We start from the raw sequence: 24,432 nt of genomic DNA on the forward strand, positions 1-24,432 counted from the left end.
CAATGTGATTTAATGACAATTTTTTAAGAACCGCTTACCCACAGACCATCTTCCATATGCAAGATTGAATCTGCTGCCTGAGCCAACTGCTCATCATGGGTCACAATAAGCATAGCCATATTAAGCTCTTTCTTAAGATCAGTCAGTAATTCGAAAATACCAACAGCTGTTTTACGGTCCAAATTACCCGTTGGCTCATCTGCTAAAACTACGGCAGGTTTAGTGACTAAAGCACGCGCCAAAGCAACACGTTGGCGCTCACCACCTGAAAGCTCACCAGGTTTATGATCCATACGGTGAGATAATCCCACTCGATCTAGTAAATATTCAGCTTGCGCTTTTACCGATTTGTATTGACTGTCTGCTCGAAGCATTAAAGGCATTGCCACATTTTCAAGCGCAGAAAACTCAGGTAATAAGTGGTGGAATTGATAAACAAAACCAAGGTATTTGTTACGTTGAAAACCACGTTCGGCTTCACCTAAATTATCAAAACGCTGACCATTTAAAAATACTTGTCCCTGTGTTGGTTGCTCTAGACCACCTAACGCATGAAGCAAAGTACTTTTACCTGAACCACTTGCACCAACAATCGAAACAAACTGCCCTGCTTCAACTTGTAAAGAAAGACCTTTAATGACTTCAACCTTAGATTTACCATCATCAAAATGTTTATATATTTCTTTCGCTTCTAAAACAATTTTACTCATAGCGCAGTGCCTCGGCAGGTTGAACTTTGGCAGCACGAAGCGCCGGATAAATAGTCGCCAAGAAGCTTAAAAGTAAAGAAACAATCACGATAATCGTCACATCTTGCCATCTTAAATAAGAAGGAAGGTAATGCACGAAGTAAGCATCAAATAGATTTAAGCCCAATACATTGTTAAACCATGAAATGATATCGCTAATGGTTAAAGCTAAAATTACACCTAAAACCGTACCTGCAACTGTACCAATTACACCAATCACGGTGCCTTGCACCATAAAGATTTTAGTAATCATTGATGGCGACGCGCCTAATGTACGTAAAATGGCAATATCTGATTTTTTATCAGTCACAACCATGACTAACGACGAAACAATATTAAATGCTGCAACCACAATGATAAGTACAAGCAATAAACCAACTAGTGTTTTTTCCATTTGAATGGCATTAAATAGGTTGCCATGCGTATAGGTCCAGTTCGTTGCATAGAAATTGCTTGGTAAACTTTTTACCAAGTCATCGGCAACTTGTGGTGCTGCAAAAATATCATCTAGTTTTAAACGAACACCTTGAGCACCATCAGGTAAGCGTAATAAGGTTGAAGCATCATATAGAGCGATATAACCCACCATAGAGTCGACTTCAGCGCCTACACTAAAAATACCCACCACTTTAAAACGCTTGAAACGAGGTACAACACCGGCTGGAGATGGCGTTGCTTCAGGTAAAACCAATGTCACACTGTCATTTAGACGTAAGCCCAATGAATCAGCCATATCTTTACCAAGCACAATACCAAACTCACCCTTTTTAAGTGAATCTAGACTCCCGGCAACAATATGATTTTGAATGATAGACACATTTTTTTCATATTTTGGGTCAATACCCGTCACCATAATACCAGCGACTTGCCCTTGCGCGGTTAACATACCTTGCAATTGGGTAAAAGGTGCAACCCCAGTTACATGTGGATGATGTTCAACTCGTTTTACCAGTTCAGGCCAATCCGTGAGGATTTGTGTAGATGAAACTGTCGCTTGCGGCACCATTCCCAAAACACGGTTTTTCAATTCGCGATCGAAACCGTTCATTACAGAAAGTACCGTAATCAGCACTGCGACACCTAGTGTCAAACCGACCATCGAAACCAATGCAATAAAAGAAATAAAATGATTACTGCGTCTTGCGCGAGTATATCTCAACCCTATATACAGTGAGATTGGTTTAAACATACCTTCTAAATCCAAGGTGATTGATGGGAAATAGCAGATGCCAATGTCAAATTACATTCACATTTACTATTTGGCCATATCGTTAGATGCTGTATTAAGGTTTAAAAATCAGTAAGTTCTGATCTTTCCTTAACAATCCTAATATTATATTGCTGCGCTATTTTCTACTACTTAAGTTAGGAGATCAATTTGATCATGCATTTCGCTACGAATTAGAACAATTTAATGAATAAGCTCAACAAATTACCCAAATCTTCTCCTATTTAGACTTCATATGTTGAGCAAAGTTCCGGTTTGCCTGAATGTCTTTATAGAAATATAAAAAGAGCCCAGACAAGATAATTAAAGCCCCTACAAAAACCATAATCGAAAGTTGTTCATGATTTAAAGCAGCTCCAATCATCATCGCTAACATTGGTGTAATTACTGTCGTTAAAGATAAAGTCGTTGGCTGAATATTTTGTATAAGTTTGAAATAACAAAACATGGCGACTAATGAAGCCATGAGTACCGTATAAATTAGGGCAAATAAAGATTTAGCTTCTGGCAAATGTGTCGGTGCATATTGCCAAATAAATGGAATAAAACAACTAGCAAAAATAGAAGACACTAAAATAGAACCTGTTGCCTGAGCCATCGGCTGGATCTGGGCATTAACTTTCTTAACCCAGAAAATTGAAAAAGAATAAACAAACACACTGATCAGCATAAGGACAATACCAAACGGATGCACGTGCTGATTTGCACCGCTCAAACAAATAATCGCTAACCCACTGACAGCAATTGCCATGCCCAGCCATTGCAGCTTATAAAGTTGTTGACCAAATGCAAACCGACCAATAAGCCCTGCCATAATAGGTGCTAAGCCAAACATAAGTGCAATCATGCCTGAACTTAAATATTGGGTTGCGGCATAAGTAAAAATTTGGGAACCAATTAAGCTAAAAGATCCGGCAATGTAGCTATGAATTGCTTGTCGATGAGTCGGAAAAGGTGTTCTTAAAATCAGTAATATGATTACTGCCAAAGGCAATGCAATAAAAAAGCGTAACAACAATGCCCACATCAGATGTAAATCAGACACACTCCAAACAATAGCCAATGGAGTGGTTGCCCAAATGAACACTAACAAGGCATAAGTTAAAGCCAAATTGGTTTGCGATGGCATGTGACGCTCACTTAGCTGTTTTACGTTTTTGCTTTAAAATTGTTTGATCTAATGAACTTGAAAATTCACGCTTATCTCGTTCGGAAATAGGCGGCGGTCCACCAGTTTGCACACCCGCACCACGAAGCGTATCCATGAAATCACGCAGATGTAAACGTGCTTTAACATTCGCCGTTGTATAGACTTCACCACGTGGATGAATAGCAACGCCTCCTTTCTCAATCACTTGAGCTGCCAGTGGAATATCTTGCGTAATGACAATGTCATTTTCATTCATACGATCAACTATTTCTTTATCGGCCTGATCTGCACCACTTAAAACCTGTATTGACTTAATACGAACAGAAGGTGTAATCCCAACATTCTGATTGGCAACAAAAATAACTTCTAATTGATAACGATCTGATGCGCGCAAAATTACTTCACGTAAAATTTTTGGTAAGGCGTCTGCGTCTACCCATAGCTTAAATGGCAGCACGTTATTCTCTATTTCCACTAAAAATCTAAGTCTAACAGATGCTTTTCGAAGGTGAGTAGAAATAAACATTAAACTTATTTTTAATTTCAACATTCAAGTTTTTATAGAGGAAGCTTCCTTTTAATTTATAAATAGAAGCCGCATTTCTCTTTAAATGACTAAATATGTGCTTTTACAAGAGAATTTACACATGATGACTTGAAAAATAGTAAACACCCTCGATTTAATATAACAAGTAATGTGAACCCAACAGCATCGTGCTTATGAAAAATCAAAACAGTCCAGAAGTAATTAAAGTAAATGACCAAAATTTTGGTAGTCATGGCGAACATTGGAATCTATTGACGTCCCATCCTGAAACAGATGTACCAAAATGGTTAGGACTAGCACTTGATGCACCAGTAATGCCGATGGGCTTATGCGAACATGAAGAAGATATGGATCAATCTTTTTGGTTGATTCAAGGTCCACAAAACCAAAAAGTTACAATCAACCAGATTATTGCGGTTGAAAACCAAAAGCCGCGAGCACTCAAAACAGCCTTTCCAAGTTTTGAAAGTCCATATCAATATAATGCAAAAATTGAACGTATCATTACTTGTGACTCTGCAACGCAAGCCGTGTTAAGTTTAAGACTAAATAAAAATACAACCGTTTATGCATTTGATAATTTATTTAGCGTTAACGCTTGTCAATATGACAAAAATCAAAACTATCAAGTTCAATTTAATGCATGGGCTTATGAATTAGAACCCGTTCCAGCAGGCGAAAAAATTGTTGTTGATGACCCAGCTTCAATTAAACATCACCGTGCATTAAATGCAATTTTGACTGAACATAATGGTATTGCTCCTGAAAACTTACAGGAGCTCATTAATGAATGGCAGCCAAAAACTCCAGAAGATCAAGAACCTGTAACTGTTGATTTTTCTAAAATGGTTGCATATTTATATGGCGAAAATCTTGGTCAAGAAGATGAGGCATGGTTCCAAGGTAATATTGTTGGCAAAACTTCTATGACATTTATGGGGGAAGAATATACCCTTTATGATGTCACTTTGGTTTTAGAAGATGATCTTCCTGCCATATTAGTGCGCATTGCGACCAAAAACGATTTGTATAAAAACTTTAATATTGGCGAATATATTCGCGGTAATATCTGGATTCAGGCGACTATTTGTGCTAAAAAGGGTGAAACTAATTGAATTTCACTAATATTTTAATAATTAGGTTATTGAATGAAGATTATACCCGAACAAACTACCAGCCTCATTCAATCTAGTAACCTGCGCGTAAAGGTCGATACTGGTGCGTTTTGCTTTTTTGTATTGGGTATGTTTTTAGCTGCCATATTCATGCACCAACTTGGTTTAGTGCCTTTTTAGTTTATAAAATTTATTCAAAAATAAAGCCCTCAGTTGAGGGCTTTATTTATTTGATTTGCTTAACCATTACGTTTTGCAAAATCATCCATAAAGCTAATTAAAGCCTGCACGCCTTCTAATGGTACAGCGTTGTAAATACTTGCACGCATACCACCTACAGAACGGTGTCCAGCTAAATTCAACAAATGGTTTGCTTCCGCTTCTTTTAAGAATTGCTTGTCTAAAGCTTCGTCTGCCAAAGTAAACGGTACATTCATAATTGAACGGTTTGGAATTGCAATCGGGTTATTGTAGAAATCACTTGAGTCGATATAACCATAGAGCAACTGAGCTTTTTCAAGGTTAACTTTATGGATCGCATCTACCCCACCCTGCTCTAGCAACCATTCAAATACTAAACCAGACAAGTACCATGCATAAGTTGATGGTGTATTTACCATAGAACCATTTTTCGCTTGGTCACTATATTTTAAAATACTTGGAATTTCTGGTTTAGCTTGATCAAGTAAGTCATCACGAATAATGACAATGGTTAAACCAGCAGGACCAATATTTTTTTGAGCGCCAGCATAGATCAAACCAAACTTGGTCACATCTAATGGAGCAGATAAAATGCTTGATGAATAGTCACAAACGAGTGGAGCTTTTACATCAGGAATTCCTGCGAACTGTAAACCACCAATCGTTTCATTATCTGCATAATGTACATATGCTGCATCATCAGACAAATTCCATTCGCTTTGCTCAGAAATTGCGAACTTGCCATCTACTTTAATACCAGCTTTTACAACATTAATGTCGCCATAACGTTGAGCTTCTTTTAACGCTTTTTCAGACCAGATGCCTGTATCAATATAATCAGCTTTACTGTTCTTACCCAAAAGGTTTAAAGGAATCGCAGAAAATTGTAATGACGCACCGCCTTGTAAAAACAGTACTTTATAGTTTTCTGGAATATTCATTAACTTGCGTAAATCTGCTTCAGCTTTTTCAGCCACAGCAACATAGTCAGCACTACGATGACTCATTTCCATGATGGATAGACCTTTACCTTGCCAATCCAACAATTCTTGTTGAGCTTTTTCTAAAACGGCAGTAGGTAATGCAGCAGGACCAGCACAGAAATTGTACGCGCGCATGATTTTTCCCTTGTATAAAGTCAAACACAATAAAAATGGCATTTAACCACAGATTGCTTAAGCTTGCAGCAGCTTCTCAAGTAAATATTTCAATGCTGGACTGTATTTAAGTTTATTTTTTCAATTATTAGTATCGTTATTTACTTACTTTTAATTACTGCCTTCCAAATTTAAAAAGATTTTTAAGCAAAAAGATCAACTTGACTTGTGATTATAATTTCACATACCTTGGTAGATATTAGAAAAAATATTGGCTTAGTAAATTCAATAATTAAAGGAGCTAAAATCAAAATGTTTTTATACAAATGTATAATAAACAATATGATAATTGAATTTAATAACAAGAAATTTAAACTATAAGGGATGCCAGAAATTGTTATTTAAAATGCCAGCACATCGATATAGACAGTCTATTTTTCCCTTTCTATTTAAACCTAAACATCTTGCTTTGGCTTTAGGCTTTTTTTTCACTAATCATTTATATGCCCAAAGCTTAAGTTATGCAGAAGCAGAACAACAAGCTTTGAAAAGTTCATATAGCACCCAAGCCAACCAAGCATTACAGCAAGCATCTCAATTAGAAGCTGAAGCAGTAAAGGGCCTCGGATTACCTCGAGTTGATTTAAATGTGAGAGCCTATGCTTTTCACAGTGAAACAGATGTACCTCTTGGCTCTTTTAAACAAAAACTTGAGAATGATTTAAGTCAAGGACTAAATGACAAACTTTCACAGTGGAACAATGTCATTCCATCGGATGTGCTGGGACAAGTTCAAGAAGGCGCCAATCAAACCATACATGACGGTATAAACCGCTTTCCAGATTATGCGAATCTGACCATTGAAGATCAGGTTGTGCGCCCTTCTATTTCAGTCGTTATGCCACTCTATACAGGTGGTTTAACCAGCAGTGCAAAAAAACTAGCAAATATTCAAGCACAGCGTTCGGAGCTTTCAAGCCAGCAACAACAAGATATACAGCGGTTTGAAGTGGTACAAAGTTACTTTAATGTTCAATTACAGCAGCAACTGGTAGCAAGTAGTTTATTTAACTTTAATGCAATGCAGAAACATTACAGCAATGCTCTAAAGCTCGAACAACAAGGATTTATTAGTAAAGGGCAACGCATGCAATTTGAAGTCGCCCGTAATAATGCGGAACGTACTTTACAAAATACTCAAGCCAACTTAAATGCCAGTCGCTTTAGTCTTAATAATCTTTTACATCAACAAAACAATATAGATTTAAGTACGCCACTATTTGTAAATAACACCCCAAGCCAGTCTCTAGAATCTCTTTTAACCAGTTATTCACAAAAATCTAGCCTTGTACAAAAAATGCAGATGGATACTCAACTAGCTAATGTAAATATTCAAGCTCAGGAAGCTGCAAAAAAACCAAGTCTTTTTGCCTTTGGTGAATATGCTCTCGATAAAAATGAAAACTGGATTGTCGGTGTAATGGCAAAATACAACCTATTTTCAGGTGTAGATAAAAATAAGAATATTCACGCTGCCGAATTGAAGCGCTATGCCTCTGAACTCATGACTGAACGAACTAAACAAGAGATCGAAGCTCTTTTGAATAAGTCATATAACGAACTTAACTCTGCTCAACAAAGTCATCAGCTCTTACAAAGAAACGTAAATGCCGCTCAAGAAAACCTACGTATCCAAGAGCTTTCTTTCCGTGAAGGAATGGGTACAGCAACCCAAGTGATTGATGCACAAAATGCATTAAGTGCGTTAAAAACTGAAATGGCTTTAAATGCTTATAAATATGTCATGTCACTCGCGACTTTACTACAAAGTCACGGCTCAATTGATGAGTTTAAAGCATACGTTAATCAACCACATACCGACTATATTCGTTAAGGGGAGTATAAAATGAATCAAGACTCAGCTCATTCAGAACAAGATGCTCCTGTTGCGGATACAGCAGAAACCAACCAAGTTCAAAAAGATGATCAAGCGAGTGATCATCAAGAATCAAGCACAAATAAAAGTGACTCCAAACCACCTAAAAATTCAAAAATTAAACTGATCATTGGTGTAATCATTATTGCCCTATTAGGTTTAATTATTTTTGGTTTGTGGAAAAGTTATCAGCCAAAGCCTATTGAACTACAAGGCCGAGTTGAAGCCGAAACAATTCATGTAAGTACAAAAGTTCCGAGTCGTATTGAAGAAATATATGTACAAGAAGGCCAGAAAATTTCCAAAGGCCAGCCACTTGTTCGTTTGGTTAGCCCGGAAATAGAAGCTAAAAAACAACAGGCTTTGGCTACCTTACAATCTGCTTTAGCATTTCAATCTACGGTAGATCGTGGTTCTCAACAAGAGAATATCGATACACTTTATGCAAACTGGCAAAGTACGAAAGCACAAGCAAACCTTGCAAAAACTACTTACCAACGTGGTGAAAATTTATATAGACAAGGCGTCATTTCGCGTCAAAGACGAGATGAAATGCTTGCAGCACAAACTTCTGCTCAAGAATTAAGTGAAGCCTCTTATCAACAATATGCTCGTGCAAAACGTGGTAGTACGAGCCAACAAAAATCTACAGCAGATGCACAGGTTGAAATTGCAAAAGCAGCTGTAGGTGAAGCAAAAGCACTAGAGGAAGAAACACGTTTACTCTCTCCTATTTCAGGTACGGTTTCAAAAACTTATGGTAAACCTTCTGAATTAGTCGCTATGGGTGTTCCTGTTGTCAGCATTTTAGAAGATGATGATTTATGGGTAAGTTTAAACGTGGGTGAAAATCAATATGCCTCTGTTTATAAAAATAAAACCCTTGAAGGATTCATTCCAGCACTTAATCAGAATGTGAATTTTAAAATTAAGAATATAGATGCTGAAGGTGAATTTGCCACCATAAAAACGACTCGCCAAACTGGAGGCTATGACATTCGCAGCTTTAAATTGCATCTTGTGCCTGAGCGTCCAGTGCAAGATTTAAAAGTTGGGATGAGTGTTCTATTTAAAATTAAAGAAGAAAAATAAAGCATGTTTGCCAGTATATTACGTGAACTAAACTATCTAAAAAGCAACAAATGGGATTTGTGTATGGTGACACTCATCCCCGCTTTTATCATTTTTATGTTTAGCAGCATGTTCTACGCGGGTAAAGCTGAACACTTACCAATTGCGATTATTGATCAGGACCAAAGTGAACTCAGCCGTAATATTGAAAAGTATCTTTCTTTAAATCATACGGTAGATATTAAAACAGTTACGGCAAGCTCCACAGAAGCGGAACAACTACTCAATGAAACCCAAATATGGGGCTATGTTTTCATTCCAGACGGCGCTGAAAAACGCTTTGTGAAAGCGCAAGATGCTCAAATCAGCATTGCATTTAACCAGTCTTTTTTTAGTGTCGGGAATACGATTTCCTCTGCAATGTTGGTCAGTACCCTCAATGCTTTAGCAGACTATGCAGGCCAGAGTTATCTCGCAAATAATATTCCCTATTTAGATGTTCCTACCGCTCATGTCAAAATCTCAACGCTTTATAACCCAAGCATGAGCTATGAGTTTTATTTAGAACCCTTCATGGTTCCAGCCGTATTGCATCTATTGCTATGCTGCTGTGTTGCCTTTGCCATTGGACAAGAACTGAAACGTGGCACATTAACCCAGTGGGTTAACCGAGAAAGTTTTATTCAAGGTTTATTGGCTAAAAATTTGCTCTATAGTCTTATTTTTTGTTTCTGGACATGGTTATGGATGTTTTGGCTAGTCGAAATCCGTGGCTGGTTTGTAGCGGGTTCTCTTAGCTTATTGCTATGCGCACAATTCCTACTTTATTTTGCCTACGCTTTGATTAGCAGCACAGTTATTTTAGCAACCAAAAATTTAAGCAAAACTTTTGGCTTTATCGCTGTCTATGGTGGGTCCTCTTTAAGTTTCGCAGGCGTTACTCTGCCTTTGAATAATGCTCCTATTTTCACCAAGTTTTGGTCACTCATTATTCCCTATACCCCTTATGCCAAGCTACAAACTGAACAATGGGTAATTGGAAGTCCAGTTTTCATTTCAATAATTCCTTTTTTAATACTCATCGGTTATTGCCTTATTTATTTCTTCGTAAGTTGTTTGCTTCTTAAAAAATTAATTCAGGGGGCAGCACAATGAAAGAGTTTTTAAATGCATATTTGCAAACTTTTAAAGATATTGTAAGGAATAGTTCAGTTTTCACGACTCTGATTTTATCGGTCATTCTTTATAGTTTTTTTTACCCTACCGCCTATAAAGCTGAGCGGGCAGAATCAATTCCTATTGTCATTGTTGATGAAGAGCAAAGTCTCTTAACTTCTCAATTAATCGGTCAAAGTGCAAATAGTCCCCATGTTCATATTGTTACTGTTACAAGCAATTTCTTACAAGCAGAACAGATGGTTCGTGAACAAAAAGCAGATGGTATTTTGCTTTTACCCAATAACTTAACACAGAGCCTACGCCGCGGAGAAACTGGCGGAATTGGCTTATATTTAAGTACAACCAACTTTTTAAAAACTAAAGAAATTGGTTTAGGCTTAGCTACATCCATTGAAGCCACCTTAAAAGAATATGTCGAAAAATTTGGAGAGCGCACACATTTCCAACCCGCGCTTTCTATTCATCAAGTCCCTTTATTTAACCCCCTTTCAGGCTATGGAAGTTATATTTTTCCGGCTGTTGCATCTTTAATTATTCATCAAACCATTGTGTTAGGTTTAGCGATGTTAATTGCAAGCTATCGTGAGCAACACCAAAAAATTACAGCTGTTCGCTTCGCTGGAATTTTTGCAAGTATATTTACCATTGGTTGTTTAAGCAGTTTTTATCTTTTTGGTTTTACCTTGTGGTTCAACGACTATCCACACGGTGGAAACTTCATTGGTTTACTCGTTGCTGTTCCTATTTTTATTAGTTGTGTGATTGGATTAGGTATGCTGATTGGTTCACTTTTAGATATACCAGAACGTGCCGGACATATTATTGTGTTTAGCTCTGTACCCTTATTCTTATTAACTGGCGCTGCATGGCCACATCAAGCAATGCCTGAATGGCTACAATGGTTCGCGTGGTGTTTACCATCAACACATGGAGTACAAATGTTTGTACAACTTAATCAGATGGGTGTTCCGTTAGCCACAGTTGTACCAAAACTGATATTTCTTACGACAATCGGTCTTATTTTTTTAATCTGGGCATATTCACGTTTAAAAAGTTCCAAGTGAAGAGTTTTCTAAACTTGGAGCATAAATTATATTTTTATTTACTATGAAATCTGATAGTTAAAAGTCATTTCTTAAAAATTATTGACCATAAAAATATATAAAAATCAATAAATTCAAATTATTAATTAGTAACAATTGTCATAAAACCTTAAAAAAACTTTAAGTTGAAATTAAGGAAATTTCTCCATAGTAAAACTGTTTAGTTTTTCAGCAGCCTAAAAGGGTAACTCTGCTACCCTGTTCTATGACGGAATTTGATATGGCAAAGGTATGTTATTGCGCAGATGACTTTGCAATGAATGCAGAGATATCTCATGCAATTATTCAGTTAATTGAAAGAGGAGTACTGCAAGCGACCTCATGTATGACCCAATCTGAACTCTGGGAAACAGCTGCTGCCAAACTCAAACCTTTCTCGAATCAAATTGATATTGGTTTACATTTAAATCTCACTCATGCGTTTACTTCAGGTAATACGGTTTTCTCATTACCTGCACTCATGTTTCGTGCATGGTCATCAAATCTTAATCGTGAATTAATTACCAAGTGTATTGAAGAGCAATGGGATGCATTTGTTTCAGTCATGGGAAAACAACCCGATTTTATTGATGGGCACCAACATATTCATCAATTTCCGTTTATACGGGATATTTTGCTACAACTTTTAAAAGAGAAAAATTTCACTGGTTGGATACGTAATTTACAACATCCAATTTATCTACCCCATTATCGTTTTAAAACTCATATGCTTTCTGCACTTGGATCAAATGCCTTAGCAAAGGCATGCCAGACCTACCAGTTTAGCCAAAATGAATATTTCGCTGGTATCTATGACTTTAAACAAACTGATTATGCCGAACTGAATCAATATTGGCTTGCTCAAGCAAAAGACCACTTACTGATTATGTGCCATCCCTCACTTTCTACACCAAGTGAGCAAGATCCGATCCAGCATGCACGGATCCAAGAATACCAATATTTTTCTTCTGATCAGTTCCCTCTTGATTGCCAGAAAAATGGCATCCAACTTACTAGACTAGGGGCAATGCAATGAGCACAAAACCTTTTTTATCCTGCGTTGTTCCCGCTTATAACGAAGCCGAGAATTTAAAGACATTTATTCCAGCTTTAGCAAACAGCTTAAAGCAACAAAATCTTAGCTATGAAATTATTGTGGTCGATGATGGCAGTAAGGACGATACTATTCCGATCTTGCAAACGATGATCGAAGATTATCCTTTAGTTGTACTGGAATTATCACGAAATTTTGGTAAGGAAGCTGCTTTAAGCGCAGGTTTAGACCATGTAAATGGTGAAGTTGCGCTACTCATTGATGCTGACTTTCAACATCCTTTTGAAGCAATTCCGACCATGATTAACCTTTGGAAAAATGGTTATGACATGGTTTATGGCATTCGAAACCGTACCACTGAATCATGGTTAAAACGAACCTTAACCCACGGTTATTACCGCATATTAAACTTAAGCTCGCCTATTGATATTCCTGAAAGTGCTGGTGACTTTAGACTTCTAGATGCAAAAGTTGTCGAGGCGATTAAACAATTACCAGAAAAAAATCGCTATATGAAAGGACTATATGCTTGGGTCGGTTTTAAAAGTATCGGAATCAATTTCTCGGAGCAAGAACGTCAACATGGTCGTTCTAGTTTTAACGTAAAGTCATTATTCAATCTGGCAATGTCGGGTCTAACTGGGTTTTCAGATTTACCTTTACGAATTTGTATTTATCTAGGTGCCCTATTGGCTTTAGGCGCTATGAGTTATGGTGTCTGGATCATTATTAAAACTCTGATTGAAGGAATTTCTGTACCTGGTTGGGCAACTCTTGCAGCAGGTATGACGCTATTAGGTGGCATTCAATTGTTATTCATTGGAATTTTAGGTGAATACATTGGCCGAATTTATGCAGAAGTTAAAAATCGACCAAAATATATTGTTTCAACTGAACATTCTCGTATTAAGCAAGAACACCCAATCACTCACTCCGAAAATACGTTCTCTAGTTTCTAATGTTTGCACATATTTTTCAGCTTGCGCGGTTTACCACGACTGGGGCCGCAGCGGCACTTACACACTACAGTATTGTCATGCTCTTGTTTAAACGAAACATTGCATTGCAGTATGCCAATTTAGTGGCCTTTCTACTTGCCTATTGGGTGAGCTATTTTGGGCATCGTATTTTTACTTTTAAAGCTCAGCATATTTCTCATCGACGCACACTACCCAAATTTACATTAGTCGCTGGATTAGGTTTTTTATTCAATGAGAGTTTTCTCTTACTTTCTAATTTGTATTTCAGCGCCCCTGTTTCAACATTGGTTTGTGTGGCTATTGTCCTGACTTCAATTGTGACTTTCTTGCTTAATCGTTTTTTTGCATTTCAACATTAAGGATTATGTATGCAGCAATGGCTTCGTAGTTCCAAATTCTTATTAATATTTTTACCGATTTGGTTGTTTGTTCTGTCTTGGATAAGACCTCTCTCTGTGCCAGATGAAGGACGCTACGGAGATATTAGTCGATCTATGTTTGAGTCGGGAGATTGGTTGATTCCCCGTATCAATAGCTTGCCATTTATGCATAAACCCCCTCTATTACACTGGTTAAGTTCTATATTTATGGAACTGTTCGGTATGCATATTTGGGTGTTGAGATTAGTTCCAGTGCTAGCAGCTACACTCATGCTCGTCAGCCTATTCTTATTCGTTAGAAAGCACATTTCAGAACGTGTAGCACAACTTACTGCCATTATTTTAGGCACCAATTTATTGTTTTTTGGTAGTAGTGAATATATTAACCATGACCTACTGCTTGCTTCATGGATTACAGTCAGTGTTTTATGTTTTGTTGATTTCACAATTTCAGCACGCAAATCTATTTTATTTTTAGGATATTTTGCAGGCGCGGCTGCGTTCTTAAGTAAAGGCCTGATTGGTGTGTTAATTCCCGGTATGATTCTCTTACCGTGGTTGCTTTACACCAAACAATGGAAAAAAATCCCGTCATTGCTTAACCCTTTGGCGATTTTGCTATTTATATTATTGGTTAGTCCATGGCTCTATGCAGTTCAACTTAAATACCCTCAATTTTTACATTATTTCTTTATAGACCAGCAATTTAGTCGATTCAGCTCAAAAGAGTTTAATAATAAGCAACCATGGTGTTTCTATCTGCTTATTTTATTTGTCAGTTTTTTACCGTGGATTCTTTCGAGTAGATTTCAATCTATTAAAGCCGTATTTCAAAATTATAAGAAATCCGCTTTACTAGCCTTACTTGTATGGTGGTTTATTTCTGTTACGGTTTTCTTCTCTATTCCTCCATCTAAGCTAGCTGGCTATATTTTACCAGCTGTGCCCCCGCTCGCTGTTTTCTTGGCTCTTGTTATCAACCATGTAATTGAAAGTGACTATAAAACCAAATTACAGGTTTGGGGTTTACCTATATTTATTATGTTTGTTGGAATAGGTATTGCTGCTACACCGCATTTTATGCGTGCCCATCAACCCTTTTTCCAAAACCAAGCGGTATTTATTTATATCATTGGCGCATTATTAGTTGTGCTTCCACTGGCTTTAGTCTGGTTATATAAAAAGCAGAAATTAAACTATTTGAACTATATTTTTATCAGTTTAATTGTTTTGTGTAGTTCAGTCCCTTTTGCCGTTCGTATTTTAGATACCAAAAATAATGTGGGACAAACGAGTTTTTCTGAATATATGACACCATCAACAAAAATAGTTTTCTACAATTACTATTTCTATGATGTGCCTTTCCTTTTACAGCTAAAACAGCCTGTATATATTGTGAATCAATGGGATACAGTGCATTCAGATAGTGCTTCTTTAGAAATTAAAGATGGGTTATTGTTTGAACCACAACGCAAAAAATACTTATGGAGTGAGCAACAGCTTCAAGATGCTTTAACACAAAAACAAGATTTGATTGTCGTAAGTCAGCCTAATAATTTTGCAACTAAAGATCCATCTGTTAAAACACTACATTATCGAAATTATGATGTGTTTATCTTCCACTCAAACAAATGAATAACCCAATAAAAAAAGGAAGCTTACGCTTCCTTTTTTTATTTAATTAAGACTTACTCTTCTGACACATCGTCATTCGTAGAAACTGCATCTTCACCATCTACTTCTGAAGTATCAACTTCTCCTTCGAGAAACTCCTCTTCATCTTCGACAGCTTCAATAGACACAACGCCCACTAAAGTTTCTTCTTCGCTTAAACGAATCAGACGAACACCTTGTGCATTACGACCAGTCATTGCAACTTCAGCAGCACGAGTACGAACTAATGTACCACCATCAGAAATAAGCAACAGTTCTTTGCTTTCATCAATAGATACTGCACCTACAAGCTCACCATTACGTTCACTTGTCTTAATCGCAATAACGCCCTTACCACCACGTTTTTTGGTTGGGAAGTCATTTACAGGAGTACGTTTACCATAACCATTGGCACTCGCACATAACACTTCGCCCGTTTCAGGAACAACAACAAGCGATACGATGCGACTTACGACATTTAAATCTGCTGAATCTTCGTTGTCATCAGATTCATCATTTTCAACTTCTGCATCTTCTTCACTTAAAGTGCTGCTTGCAAAGCTAACACGCATACCACGGACGCCTTTAGCAGTACGACCCATTGAACGCACGTCAGTTTCTGCAAAACGAATTGCCTTGCCTTCATTCGAGAACAACATGATCTGCTGATTACCATCAGTAATCGCAACACCAATCAATGTATCTTCTTCATTCAGTTCAATTGCACGTAAGCCATTTGAACGAATGTTAGCAAACTGCTCCAAATCAACACGTTTAACCGTACCAGAAGCTGTGGCCATAAATACATAATGGTTTTCTGGGAATTCAGTTAACGGCAAGATAGCTGTAACTGTTTCATTCGCATCTAAAGGTAACAAGTTTACAATCGGGCGGCCTTTAGCACCACGTGATGCTTGAGGTACTTCAAATACGCGAAGACGATACACTTTACCTACGTTAGTAAAGCAGAGTACAGTCGCATGGTTTGAAGCCACAATCAGATGTTGAATAAAGTCATCATCTTTCATTGAGGTTGCAGACTTACCACGTCCACCACGGCGCTGAGCCTGATAGTCTGAAAGTGGTTGAGTTTTTGCATAACCTGTTTGTGAAACCGTTAATACAACTTGTTCTTCAGGAATTAAATCTTCACGGCTAAAATCAATACGTGATTCAATAATTTCTGTACGACGACCATCACCATACTGTTGTAGTACTTGCGCTAATTCTTCACGAATTACAGCCATCAATAAATTGAAATCATTAAGAATTGCCGTAAGTTCAGCAATTTGACCTAAAATTTCAGTATATTCTGCATGTAATTTGTCTTGCTCAAGACCCGTTAAACGATGTAAACGCAATTCTAAAATTGCACCCACTTGCGTTGGTGATAAACGGTAAATTGATTCAGTTAGACCAAATGGACGATCTGGGTTTTCACCTTCGATTTCATCTGGGCGAACAGAAATAGCGCCAGCTTTTTCAAGTAAAGAAATAACGCCACCACCAGCCCACTCACCTGCTAGTAAACGCTCACGCGCTTCAGCTGGGTTAGCAGAAGTTTTGATGGTTTCAATAATTTCATCAATATTGGCTAAAGCAACAGTTAAGCCTTCTAAGATATGACCACGTTCACGTGCTTTACGTAATTCGAACATGGTACGGCGTGTCACTACTTCTTGGCGGTGACGAATAAATGCCGCAATAATATCTTTCAGATTCATCAATTTTGGTTGTCCGTTATCAAGACAAACCATGTTGATGCTGAATGAGTTTTCAAGCTGCGTATTTAAGAATAAGTTATTTACAACGACTTCTGCGTTTTCACCGCGTTTCAAGTCAATTGCAATACGCATACCATCTTTGTCAGACTCATCACGAAGCTCTGAAATACCTTCAAGTTTTTTCTCTTTAACTAACTCAGCAATACGCTCAATAACTCTTGCCTTGTTAACTTGATATGGAATTTCAGTAAAGACGATGGTTGTACGACCTGTCTTTTCATCTTCTTCGAAATGGTATTTACCACGAATGTGTAGTCGGCCTTTACCTGTACGGTAAGCATCAACAATACCTGATTTACCGTAAATAATACCGCCTGTAGGGAAATCAGGACCAGTAATGTATTCCATCAATCCTTCAATCGAGATATTCGGATTGTCAGCATAGGCTAAGCATGCATTCACAACTTCTGTCATGTTATGCGGTGCCATGTTGGTTGCCATACCTACGGCAATACCAGCAGCGCCATTAATTAACAGGTTAGGAACACGTGTTGGAAGTACCTGAGGAATACGCTCAGATCCGTCGTAGTTATCTTCCCAGTCAACTGTGTCTTTTTCTAGATCTGCAAGAAGCTCGTGCGCTAACTTAGTCATACGGACTTCGGTATAACGCATTGCTGCCGCGCTATCACCATCGATCGAACCGAAGTTACCCTGACCATCTACCAATAAATAACGTAAGCTAAAATCTTGAGCCATACGTACAATAGTTTCATAAACAGCTGAGTCACCATGAGGGTGATATTTACCGATTACGTCCCCAACAACACGTGCAGATTTCTTGTAGGATTTGTTATAGTCATTGCCCAATTCGTGCATAGCAAATAGCACACGACGGTGAACAGGTTTCAGACCGTCTCTCACATCCGGCAATGCACGAGATACGATTACACTCATTGCGTAATCTAAATATGAATGCTTGAGTTCATCCTCAATGGCAATCGGTCGGATTTCCGATACGCTCATGCATACTCCTTCTTACAGATAGAAATTTCCATCTGCTAATATGTCTTGATCTTGCAAAAAATTTAGTTCTGAAAACTGAACTAAAATCGAAAAAAATATAGCTGTATAGTATAGCACAAACTGCTCGTTAACTGGGAGTTTAGCAATCTGAAAATAGCATTTTTTTACAATAAAAATTTCATTAGAATTAATAAGTTAAAATTAGAGAATTCTAGTTTTAAATGTATTTCTTAAAACTCAACAGTTCGACCAAAATATAGACAACACAAAAGTGCTCTCTTTAGAGCACTTTTCATCTAATCTTAAAAACAAAACTTAGTTTATTAGCCAAAATAAATAATATTTAGCTTAAATATACTTGCCTTGTTGTAAACCTATTATTCTTTTAATAATAGGTTTGAAATGTCATTTTGTAGGCCGATATTGAGCAGGAATCCACTGATATCCTTTTGAGCCTTTACCAATGTGTCCAATGCCAGGAAAAGCAATATGTGATGCCCCTACCCACCAGTGGTTTTTATAAGCTTGTTCAAAGATATTCTTACGAACAGCTATAGCCTGATTCGAGTGAGTATCAGGTTTGTAGCTTGCATCAGGATAAGGAAACTGTACTGCACCGTAATGCACAACATCGCCTAGTCCTAAGAACTTTTGACCGTTTTGCCCATCTACTAAATATGAAAAATGCCCTTCAGTATGACCATGAGTAATGATGAGTTGAACATTCGGTACGTTAAAAGAGGTTTTGGTAAAAGCGACGAGTTGCCCTGCCTTTTGATATGGCTGTAATGCATCTCTCGTCATTTTAAATATTGGCTTAAAAAAATCGGTAGCTTTTGCTTCATTCGCTGGCGATGTCCAAAAATCTACATCTTCTTTAGCCAGATAAACTTTCGCATTCGGATAAGCCATTTTGCCATCAAGTGTAATACCGCATAAATGATCAGGATGAGCATGTGTAATCAAGATGGTATCTATTTGTTCAGGCTGTACGCCTGCTTTCTTTAAATTTTCACGCACATGGCCCAAGGTTGGACCAAAACATTTTGCAGTGCCAGCATCAATTAAAATATTTTGTGTGGGTGTTTGAACAAGATAGGCAGAGAAATCTGTGACAATTTGATTATGCTCATCTACAGGAACAAAGTTTTCTGCAAACAGTCGATTGGCTTTTTCAGCTGAAATACCTAGTAAATCACTACGAGGCAGTCCCAGTTCCCCATCAAACAATGCTGTTACCTTAAGGTTGCCTACTGGTTGTAAAAAGTAACCATCGACTTGATGTACTCTTGGCGTTTGTTCTGCATGTATAACTGTACTGGCACTCAGTAGCAATAATATCGTAAGTGATTTTAATGATTTCATCATAGAGTCCTTCGTATTTTCATACTTTAACGCTATTGGTTTTGATCTATTTAAATCGCTCAATAAGCGATAAGAAACGCTCAAATTGACTTATTCGGCAGCCAGAACAGCAGGATCTATACCATAACGCTCTACAAAGCGATCACGAAAAATAGCAACAGACTGGTATCCCGATTTTGCCGCAATAGTTTTCATAGGTAATTTTTTCGAATACAACAGCTCAAGTGCAAAAGTAAGCCGTGCGTGGGTAATTGTTTCTCTTAAGGATGTGTCTTCATGGCTAAGCTTACGGCGCAGTGTGGCACTGCTCAAACCTAGTCGCATTTCAAACTCACTAGACTGCCAATGGTGCTGTGGATTCTCTATGACCCAATCATGAATGATTTTTGTCAATTTAGGTGGAGGTACAATTAACACATCTGAACAATGCTGTTGGCATAACTGTACAAGTATGGCGGTAATACATAAACGTGCTTTCACCACGTCATGATTAAATAAAGCCGTTTGCCACTCAGCTAAAGATATAGCGAAATCATCAATTGAAAACTTTAATATTGCTTCAGTTCTGTCTACAACTGGCTTAGCCCAAATCATTTGTGCAGCTTGAATGACTTCGTCACACATAGGCACAAGAATAGTAAGATATTCACCCGTTATAGGGTCCGGCAGATTAACTGCATCGATAACCGTATCGGGTTTTATAATGTATAGATCGCCGGCATTAAAATTGATTTGTTTTGTTTGAAGATTTAATTGTTGTTGCCCATATAAAATAAACCCCATGTGCAACTGACTAACTTTAATATTGGATAGTCCATGCTGATTTTTCGAACGAATACATAAATAATCTCGTGCCATATCTGCCCGTGCCAATCTCACAAGTGATTGATGCAATTGGGGGGCTTCTAGGGAAGCGGAATAATTAATATTCATAATGATGATCTAAATAAAAAAACGCCCTTGGCTATTTATAGCACAAGGGCGTTTTTCGAATAAGTGACAAGCTGTAAATTACAACTTGCTTACTAACTCTGGTACTACAGTGTTCAAATCACCAACTAACCAGTAGTCAGCAACACTGTTGATTGGCGCTTCTTCGTCTTTGTTGATTGCAACAATAACTTTAGAATCTTTCATACCAGCTAAATGCTGGATCGCACCAGAAATACCTACAGCAACGTAAAGGTCAGGCGCAACGATTTTACCAGTTTGACCCACTTGGAAGTCGTTAGGTACGAAGCCCGCATCAACTGCCGCACGTGAAGCACCTTGTGCTGCACCAAGCTTGTCAGCTAATGGATCAAGTACTTTATGGTAGTTCTCACCAGAACCTACACCACGACCACCAGAAACTACGATACGAGCCGCAGTTAATTCTGGACGATCAAGCTTAACGATTTCTTCAGATACAAAATGAGAAATACCTGCATCTTTCGCGTCACTTACTGCTTCAACCGCAGCAGAACCACCTTCAGCAGCTACTGGATCAAATGCTGTACCACGAACTGTACCCACAATGATTGCTTCGTCAGATTGAACAGTCGCAATCGCGTTACCTGCATAAATCGGACGCTTGAATGTATTTGCAGATTCAACAGAAATAATGTCTGTGATCATGCTTACATCAAGAAGAGCAGCAACACGTGGAAGAATGTTCTTACCAGTCGTTGTAGAAGCAGCTAATACGTATTTGTAACCTTTAGCTAAATCAGCAACTAAAGCAGCTACGTTTTCAGCTAACTGGTTTGCATAAGCAGCATTGTCAGCAAGTAAAACCTTACTTACACCAGCAACTTTAGCAGCAGCATCAGCAACTGCCTGAGCACCAGAACCAGCAACTAATACAGTAATATCACCACCGATTTTTTGTGCTGCAGCAACAACGTTTAAAGTAGCACCGTTAAGTACTTGGTTGTTGTGATCAGCGATAACTAAAATACTCATGATTTTATCCTTCCGTATTAGATCACTTTCGCTTCATTTTTCAATTTTTCAACAAGCTCATCTACAGATTTCACTTGTACGCCAGCTTTACGTTCTGCTGGAGCTTCAACTTTAACAGTTTTAAGCTTAGTACCAGCTGTAACGCCATAATCAGCAGGAGATTTAGTATCAAGTGGCTTCTTACGAGCTTTCATGATGTTAGGCAATGCTGCATAACGTGGCTCATTCAAACGCAAGTCAGTTGTAATGATTGCAGGAAGTGCCAGTTCAACAGTTTGTAAACCACCGTCAACTTCACGAGTTACTTGTACTTTGCCGCCATCAACTTTCACTTCAGAAGCGAATGTACCTTGGCCCGCACCTAATAATGCGCCAAGCATTTGACCGACTTGGTTAGAGTCATCATCAATTGCTTGTTTACCAAGAAGGATAAGTTCTGGTTTTTCAGCGTCAACAACACCTTTTAAAATTTTAGCAACTTCTAAAGCACCAATTTCATCAGTGGTTTCAACTAAAATACCGCGGTCTGCACCCAAAGCCATTGCAGAACGGATTTGTTCTTGAGCTTCTTTAGGACCCACAGAAACAACAACGATTTCTGTTACTGTTCCTTTTTCTTTTAAGCGAACCGCTTCTTCCACTGCGATTTCACAAAATGGGTTAATTGACATTTTAACGTTAGTTAGGTCAACCCCACTATTGTCCGGCTTAACACGAACTTTGACGTTGGCATCAACCACGCGTTTTACAGCAACAAGAGCCTTCATGTAATCCTCGGCTGTTCTAGCAAAAGTAAATGTTGAGAAAAGTATATTAACTCTTCAATTAAAATTTTTTAGGTACCCTATCTTGCAATGTGTTTGGCATTTCGGTCAAGTCACAATTTTCCAGAACAGCACAAAAAAAATGAAACCATCAGTTCATAAAAAAAATATTATGCCTTATTCGGTGCTATTTCGTTCTTTTTACACTCTATTTTATATATTGATTTTTATTATCTTTTTATCTTATTTAGCTTATTAGCCAGAAACATAAGATCGCCTTAAAATAATCGAGATTAGATGTTTTTGACTCAGGGGTACCGACAAAATATCCCAAGATCAAAATGGTCAATTTGACTATTTCCCCTATTTCTCTTAAACAAATTTCTAAAAAAATACAAATGATGTCTACATTCGTATAAGACTTGCCATTTTAATCAACTTTGTTATTAAGATTGTTCTTAAATCTATTCATTCTTTTGTGCTCTCGGATGAGCTTGATCATAGACTTGTGCCAAATGATCAAAATCGATATGCGTGTAAATTTGTGTCGTAGACAAATTACTGTGGCCTAACATTTCTTGTACTGACCGCAAATCACCACTACTTGATAACATATGGCTAGCAAAACAATGTCGTAATAAATGAGGATGTAAATCTACATTCACACCTGCTCTTTGCGCTTGAAGCTTTACGCGCTTTTCAATTTGCCGTGGGGTTAACACACCGCCTCTTTGAGAAATAAAAACAGAAGCATTTTGATCAAAATGGTCTTTCCAGATTTTATAAATTTTCAGCCAATTCAATAGGCTTTCTTTCGCCTTTTTCCCAAATGGTACAATTCGGGTTTTATTTCCTTTACCGGTAATACGTACCAGTTGACGGTTAAAATCGATATCTTTAATTGTTAAGCCTTGCAGTTCAGCCAGACGTAAACCACTTGAGTAAAGTAACTCGAGCATGGCTTTATCTCTTAACCATAATTGCTGATCAATTGGTTTTTCAGGCATAGGCTGATCTAAAATTTGATTAACTGTTTCTATGTCAATCATACCCGGCAAAGGTCTAGGCTGACGTTTTAACTTAAAGTCATCAGTAGGGTTAATTTCTAGATATTTACCTTGTTCAGCCCATTTCATAAACTGGCGAATTGAAGTGAGATGACGCTGCATACTGCTTGAACTTAACTGGTCCTGCTCAACACGCTGGGCCAAATATTCACGTAAATCTGAAGCTTCAATATTTCTTAAATCAATTTGTTTGAGCTCGCAGAACTCAAGAAAGCTTTTAACATCTCTTTCATAAGCTGTAATCGTGTGCTCAGACTGATTCTGAATTTTTCTTTCTTTTAACCACATTGAGAGCAGCTGTAATGCAAAATCCAAATTGCTCTCCATTTATTTGCTCATTTTATTTTTTCAGTGTATCAAAAAGTAGTTGTTCAGGAAATTTAAGATCGTACAGCATAACAACTCATTACCTTATATATTACACTTCATTTTAAGTATTCGTCGGAACCCTGCTGTCATGACTACCATACTCATTCCCTACTTAATTGCCATTACTTTACTTACGCTTACACCTGGTCTGGATACGACTTTAATTATTCGTACTGCTACTCTTGAAGGAAAATCGAAAGCATTTCAAGCAGCAGTAGGTATTAGCCTTGGCTGTATTGCATGGGGAATTGTGGTTGCTTGTGGTTTGGGTGCTTTGCTCATGGCTTCTGATTTAGCTTTTAATATTCTGAAATGGATGGGGGCTGCTTATTTAGCTTGGCTAGGTTTGAATATGATTTTAAAACCGCGTAGCCAACTTTCAGACATGCAAGAAAGCAACTCCAATGTCCCTTCTTCACAAAATTGGTTTATTAAAGGTTTTTTGGGTAACTTACTTAATCCCAAAGTCGGAATTTTTTATATTTCATTTCTTCCACAATTTATTCCACCACAAGCATCGGCTGTCACTTGGATTATGGGGCTTGTAATGATTCATGTGGTGATTGGAACCTTATGGTCAATTTTATTAATTTTGGCTATGCAACCACTGTTACGTTACCTTAAGCAACCCAAATTTGTGAAATATATGGACCGAATTACGGGCAGTATTTTTGTGTTGTTTGCTTTGAAATTGGCTTTGAGTAAAAGATAAATTTTAAAAAAGCGTGCTGATAGATAGCACGCTAAATAA

22 protein-coding genes and 1 pseudogene are annotated in these 24,432 nt (G+C 37.7%); 12 read left to right on the forward strand and 11 right to left on the reverse strand.

All coding sequences use genetic code 11. The features are described from left to right. Window positions 1-23: 23 nt before the first annotated feature. Both lolD and ACT53H_RS03805 read right to left on the reverse strand, forming a co-directional pair. Entirely contained in the window at window positions 24-710 is a 687-nt protein-coding gene (lolD, locus tag ACT53H_RS03800; protein ID WP_005307591.1) for a lipoprotein-releasing ABC transporter ATP-binding protein LolD, read from the reverse strand. After that, window positions 703-1,938: a lipoprotein-releasing ABC transporter permease subunit gene (locus ACT53H_RS03805; protein ID WP_004790618.1), complete on the reverse strand. Its 1,236-nt coding sequence runs from the start codon at window positions 1,936-1,938 to the stop codon at window positions 703-705. The genes lolD and ACT53H_RS03805 overlap by 8 nt, the downstream gene beginning before the upstream one ends. A gap of 149 nt (window positions 1,939-2,087) precedes the next feature. Between ACT53H_RS03805 and ACT53H_RS03810 the strand changes: the two are divergent. Beyond that, window positions 2,088-2,168 (forward strand): annotated as a pseudogene (locus ACT53H_RS03810) (PilZ domain-containing protein); the annotation flags it as partial. A 29-nt stretch (window positions 2,169-2,197) separates the two neighbouring features. Here ACT53H_RS03810 and ACT53H_RS03815 read toward each other — a convergent pair. Further along, entirely contained in the window at window positions 2,198-3,106 is a 909-nt protein-coding gene (locus ACT53H_RS03815; protein ID WP_144732157.1) for a DMT family transporter, read from the reverse strand. 7 nt (window positions 3,107-3,113) lie between these two features. Further along, window positions 3,114-3,602 (reverse strand): YaiI/YqxD family protein, encoded by a 489-nt coding sequence (locus ACT53H_RS03820; RefSeq protein ID WP_144732160.1) that lies wholly within the window; start codon window positions 3,600-3,602, stop codon window positions 3,114-3,116. 245 nt (window positions 3,603-3,847) lie between these two features. On the opposite strand from ACT53H_RS03820, the gene ACT53H_RS03825 reads away from it, so the two are divergent. Together ACT53H_RS03825 and ACT53H_RS03830 are read left to right on the forward strand one after the other, a co-directional pair. Then, window positions 3,848-4,789, forward strand: a complete 942-nt coding sequence (locus ACT53H_RS03825) for a hypothetical protein (RefSeq protein ID WP_174742139.1) — start codon at window positions 3,848-3,850, stop codon at window positions 4,787-4,789. A 33-nt stretch (window positions 4,790-4,822) separates the two neighbouring features. Then, window positions 4,823-4,969 (forward strand): hypothetical protein, encoded by a 147-nt coding sequence (locus tag ACT53H_RS03830; RefSeq protein WP_217487420.1) that lies wholly within the window; start codon window positions 4,823-4,825, stop codon window positions 4,967-4,969. Between the two features lie 59 nt (window positions 4,970-5,028). Here the strand turns inward: ACT53H_RS03830 and serC are convergent, their stop codons facing one another. Further along, complete coding sequence (gene serC, locus ACT53H_RS03835; RefSeq protein WP_476008646.1) at window positions 5,029-6,108, reverse strand: 3-phosphoserine/phosphohydroxythreonine transaminase; 1,080 nt, start codon at window positions 6,106-6,108, stop codon at window positions 5,029-5,031. Between the two features lie 385 nt (window positions 6,109-6,493). Between serC and ACT53H_RS03840 the strand changes: the two genes are divergently transcribed. The 8 genes from ACT53H_RS03840 (at window position 6,494) to ACT53H_RS03875 (ending at window position 15,404) form a co-directional block, all read left to right on the forward strand. After that, window positions 6,494-7,981 (forward strand): TolC family protein, encoded by a 1,488-nt coding sequence (locus tag ACT53H_RS03840; protein ID WP_476008647.1) that lies wholly within the window; start codon window positions 6,494-6,496, stop codon window positions 7,979-7,981. A gap of 12 nt (window positions 7,982-7,993) precedes the next feature. Next, window positions 7,994-9,115 (forward strand): HlyD family secretion protein, encoded by a 1,122-nt coding sequence (locus ACT53H_RS03845; protein ID WP_013197057.1) that lies wholly within the window; start codon window positions 7,994-7,996, stop codon window positions 9,113-9,115. A gap of 3 nt (window positions 9,116-9,118) precedes the next feature. Continuing rightward, complete coding sequence (locus ACT53H_RS03850; RefSeq protein ID WP_476008648.1) at window positions 9,119-10,249, forward strand: ABC transporter permease; 1,131 nt, start codon at window positions 9,119-9,121, stop codon at window positions 10,247-10,249. Further along, a complete protein-coding gene (locus ACT53H_RS03855) occupies window positions 10,246-11,337 on the forward strand; it encodes an A1S_2622 family ABC transporter permease subunit (protein WP_476008649.1) in 1,092 nt (363 codons plus the stop codon). Before ACT53H_RS03850 ends, ACT53H_RS03855 begins: the two co-directional genes overlap by 4 nt. A gap of 259 nt (window positions 11,338-11,596) precedes the next feature. Next, window positions 11,597-12,391 (forward strand): ChbG/HpnK family deacetylase, encoded by a 795-nt coding sequence (locus tag ACT53H_RS03860; RefSeq protein ID WP_476008650.1) that lies wholly within the window; start codon window positions 11,597-11,599, stop codon window positions 12,389-12,391. Then, on the forward strand, window positions 12,388-13,368 hold the full coding sequence (locus tag ACT53H_RS03865) for a glycosyltransferase family 2 protein (RefSeq protein WP_151964207.1): 981 nt from the start codon (window positions 12,388-12,390) through the stop codon (window positions 13,366-13,368). Before ACT53H_RS03860 ends, ACT53H_RS03865 begins: the two co-directional genes overlap by 4 nt. Then, the gene (locus tag ACT53H_RS03870; RefSeq protein ID WP_151964208.1) at window positions 13,368-13,748 is read left to right on the forward strand and encodes a GtrA family protein; all 381 of its coding nucleotides are present in this window, start codon (window positions 13,368-13,370) and stop codon (window positions 13,746-13,748) included. The genes ACT53H_RS03865 and ACT53H_RS03870 overlap by 1 nt, the downstream gene beginning before the upstream one ends. Window positions 13,749-13,757: 9 nt before the next feature. Beyond that, entirely contained in the window at window positions 13,758-15,404 is a 1,647-nt protein-coding gene (locus ACT53H_RS03875) for an ArnT family glycosyltransferase (protein WP_174740044.1), read from the forward strand. Between the two features lie 53 nt (window positions 15,405-15,457). On the opposite strand, the gene gyrA is transcribed toward ACT53H_RS03875, so the two are convergent. The 6 genes from gyrA to xerA all read right to left on the reverse strand — a co-directional run bounded on the left by gyrA (window position 15,458) and on the right by xerA (window position 23,600). Continuing rightward, on the reverse strand, window positions 15,458-18,172 hold the full coding sequence (gene gyrA / locus ACT53H_RS03880) for a DNA gyrase subunit A (protein WP_476008651.1): 2,715 nt from the start codon (window positions 18,170-18,172) through the stop codon (window positions 15,458-15,460). 405 nt (window positions 18,173-18,577) lie between these two features. Beyond that, window positions 18,578-19,537, reverse strand: a complete 960-nt coding sequence (locus tag ACT53H_RS03885; RefSeq protein WP_476008652.1) for an MBL fold metallo-hydrolase — start codon at window positions 19,535-19,537, stop codon at window positions 18,578-18,580. Between the two features lie 90 nt (window positions 19,538-19,627). Further along, window positions 19,628-20,470: a helix-turn-helix domain-containing protein gene (locus ACT53H_RS03890; RefSeq protein WP_476008653.1), complete on the reverse strand. Its 843-nt coding sequence runs from the start codon at window positions 20,468-20,470 to the stop codon at window positions 19,628-19,630. A gap of 78 nt (window positions 20,471-20,548) precedes the next feature. Continuing rightward, on the reverse strand, window positions 20,549-21,481 hold the full coding sequence (locus ACT53H_RS03895) for an electron transfer flavoprotein subunit alpha/FixB family protein (RefSeq protein ID WP_013197050.1): 933 nt from the start codon (window positions 21,479-21,481) through the stop codon (window positions 20,549-20,551). A gap of 17 nt (window positions 21,482-21,498) precedes the next feature. Continuing rightward, on the reverse strand, window positions 21,499-22,248 hold the full coding sequence (locus ACT53H_RS03900; protein WP_133747167.1) for an electron transfer flavoprotein subunit beta/FixA family protein: 750 nt from the start codon (window positions 22,246-22,248) through the stop codon (window positions 21,499-21,501). Window positions 22,249-22,709: 461 nt separating this feature from the next. Then, entirely contained in the window at window positions 22,710-23,600 is an 891-nt protein-coding gene (gene xerA, locus ACT53H_RS03905) for a site-specific tyrosine recombinase/integron integrase (protein WP_476008689.1), read from the reverse strand. 169 nt (window positions 23,601-23,769) lie between these two features. Here xerA and ACT53H_RS03910 point away from each other — a divergent pair, with 169 nt between their 5' ends. Continuing rightward, a complete protein-coding gene (locus tag ACT53H_RS03910; RefSeq protein ID WP_476008654.1) occupies window positions 23,770-24,393 on the forward strand; it encodes a LysE family translocator in 624 nt (207 codons plus the stop codon). Window positions 24,394-24,432 lie beyond the last annotated feature (39 nt).

It is taken from the genome of Acinetobacter sp. DMC2 (assembly GCF_056314305.1).

Coding starts and splice junctions, on each gene's coding strand:
- ACT53H_RS03875 (WP_174740044.1), top strand. CDS start 13,758: ATGCAGCAATGGCTTCGTAGTTCCAAATTCTTATTAATATTTTTACCG.
- ACT53H_RS03845 (WP_013197057.1), top strand. CDS start 7,994: ATGAATCAAGACTCAGCTCATTCAGAACAAGATGCTCCTGTTGCGGAT.
- ACT53H_RS03870 (WP_151964208.1), top strand. CDS start 13,368: ATGTTTGCACATATTTTTCAGCTTGCGCGGTTTACCACGACTGGGGCC.
- ACT53H_RS03805 (WP_004790618.1), bottom strand. CDS start 1,938: ATGTTTAAACCAATCTCACTGTATATAGGGTTGAGATATACTCGCGCA.
- ACT53H_RS03910 (WP_476008654.1), top strand. CDS start 23,770: ATGACTACCATACTCATTCCCTACTTAATTGCCATTACTTTACTTACG.
- serC (WP_476008646.1), bottom strand. CDS start 6,108: ATGCGCGCGTACAATTTCTGTGCTGGTCCTGCTGCATTACCTACTGCC.
- gyrA (WP_476008651.1), bottom strand. CDS start 18,172: ATGAGCGTATCGGAAATCCGACCGATTGCCATTGAGGATGAACTCAAG.
- ACT53H_RS03830 (WP_217487420.1), top strand. CDS start 4,823: ATGAAGATTATACCCGAACAAACTACCAGCCTCATTCAATCTAGTAAC.
- ACT53H_RS03860 (WP_476008650.1), top strand. CDS start 11,597: ATGGCAAAGGTATGTTATTGCGCAGATGACTTTGCAATGAATGCAGAG.
- ACT53H_RS03895 (WP_013197050.1), bottom strand. CDS start 21,481: ATGAGTATTTTAGTTATCGCTGATCACAACAACCAAGTACTTAACGGT.
- ACT53H_RS03890 (WP_476008653.1), bottom strand. CDS start 20,470: ATGAATATTAATTATTCCGCTTCCCTAGAAGCCCCCCAATTGCATCAA.
- ACT53H_RS03885 (WP_476008652.1), bottom strand. CDS start 19,537: ATGAAATCATTAAAATCACTTACGATATTATTGCTACTGAGTGCCAGT.
- ACT53H_RS03840 (WP_476008647.1), top strand. CDS start 6,494: ATGCCAGCACATCGATATAGACAGTCTATTTTTCCCTTTCTATTTAAA.
- lolD (WP_005307591.1), bottom strand. CDS start 710: ATGAGTAAAATTGTTTTAGAAGCGAAAGAAATATATAAACATTTTGAT.
- ACT53H_RS03865 (WP_151964207.1), top strand. CDS start 12,388: ATGAGCACAAAACCTTTTTTATCCTGCGTTGTTCCCGCTTATAACGAA.
- ACT53H_RS03850 (WP_476008648.1), top strand. CDS start 9,119: ATGTTTGCCAGTATATTACGTGAACTAAACTATCTAAAAAGCAACAAA.
- ACT53H_RS03900 (WP_133747167.1), bottom strand. CDS start 22,248: ATGAAGGCTCTTGTTGCTGTAAAACGCGTGGTTGATGCCAACGTCAAA.
- ACT53H_RS03825 (WP_174742139.1), top strand. CDS start 3,848: ATGAAAAATCAAAACAGTCCAGAAGTAATTAAAGTAAATGACCAAAAT.
- ACT53H_RS03855 (WP_476008649.1), top strand. CDS start 10,246: ATGAAAGAGTTTTTAAATGCATATTTGCAAACTTTTAAAGATATTGTA.
- xerA (WP_476008689.1), bottom strand. CDS start 23,600: ATGTGGTTAAAAGAAAGAAAAATTCAGAATCAGTCTGAGCACACGATT.
- ACT53H_RS03815 (WP_144732157.1), bottom strand. CDS start 3,106: ATGCCATCGCAAACCAATTTGGCTTTAACTTATGCCTTGTTAGTGTTC.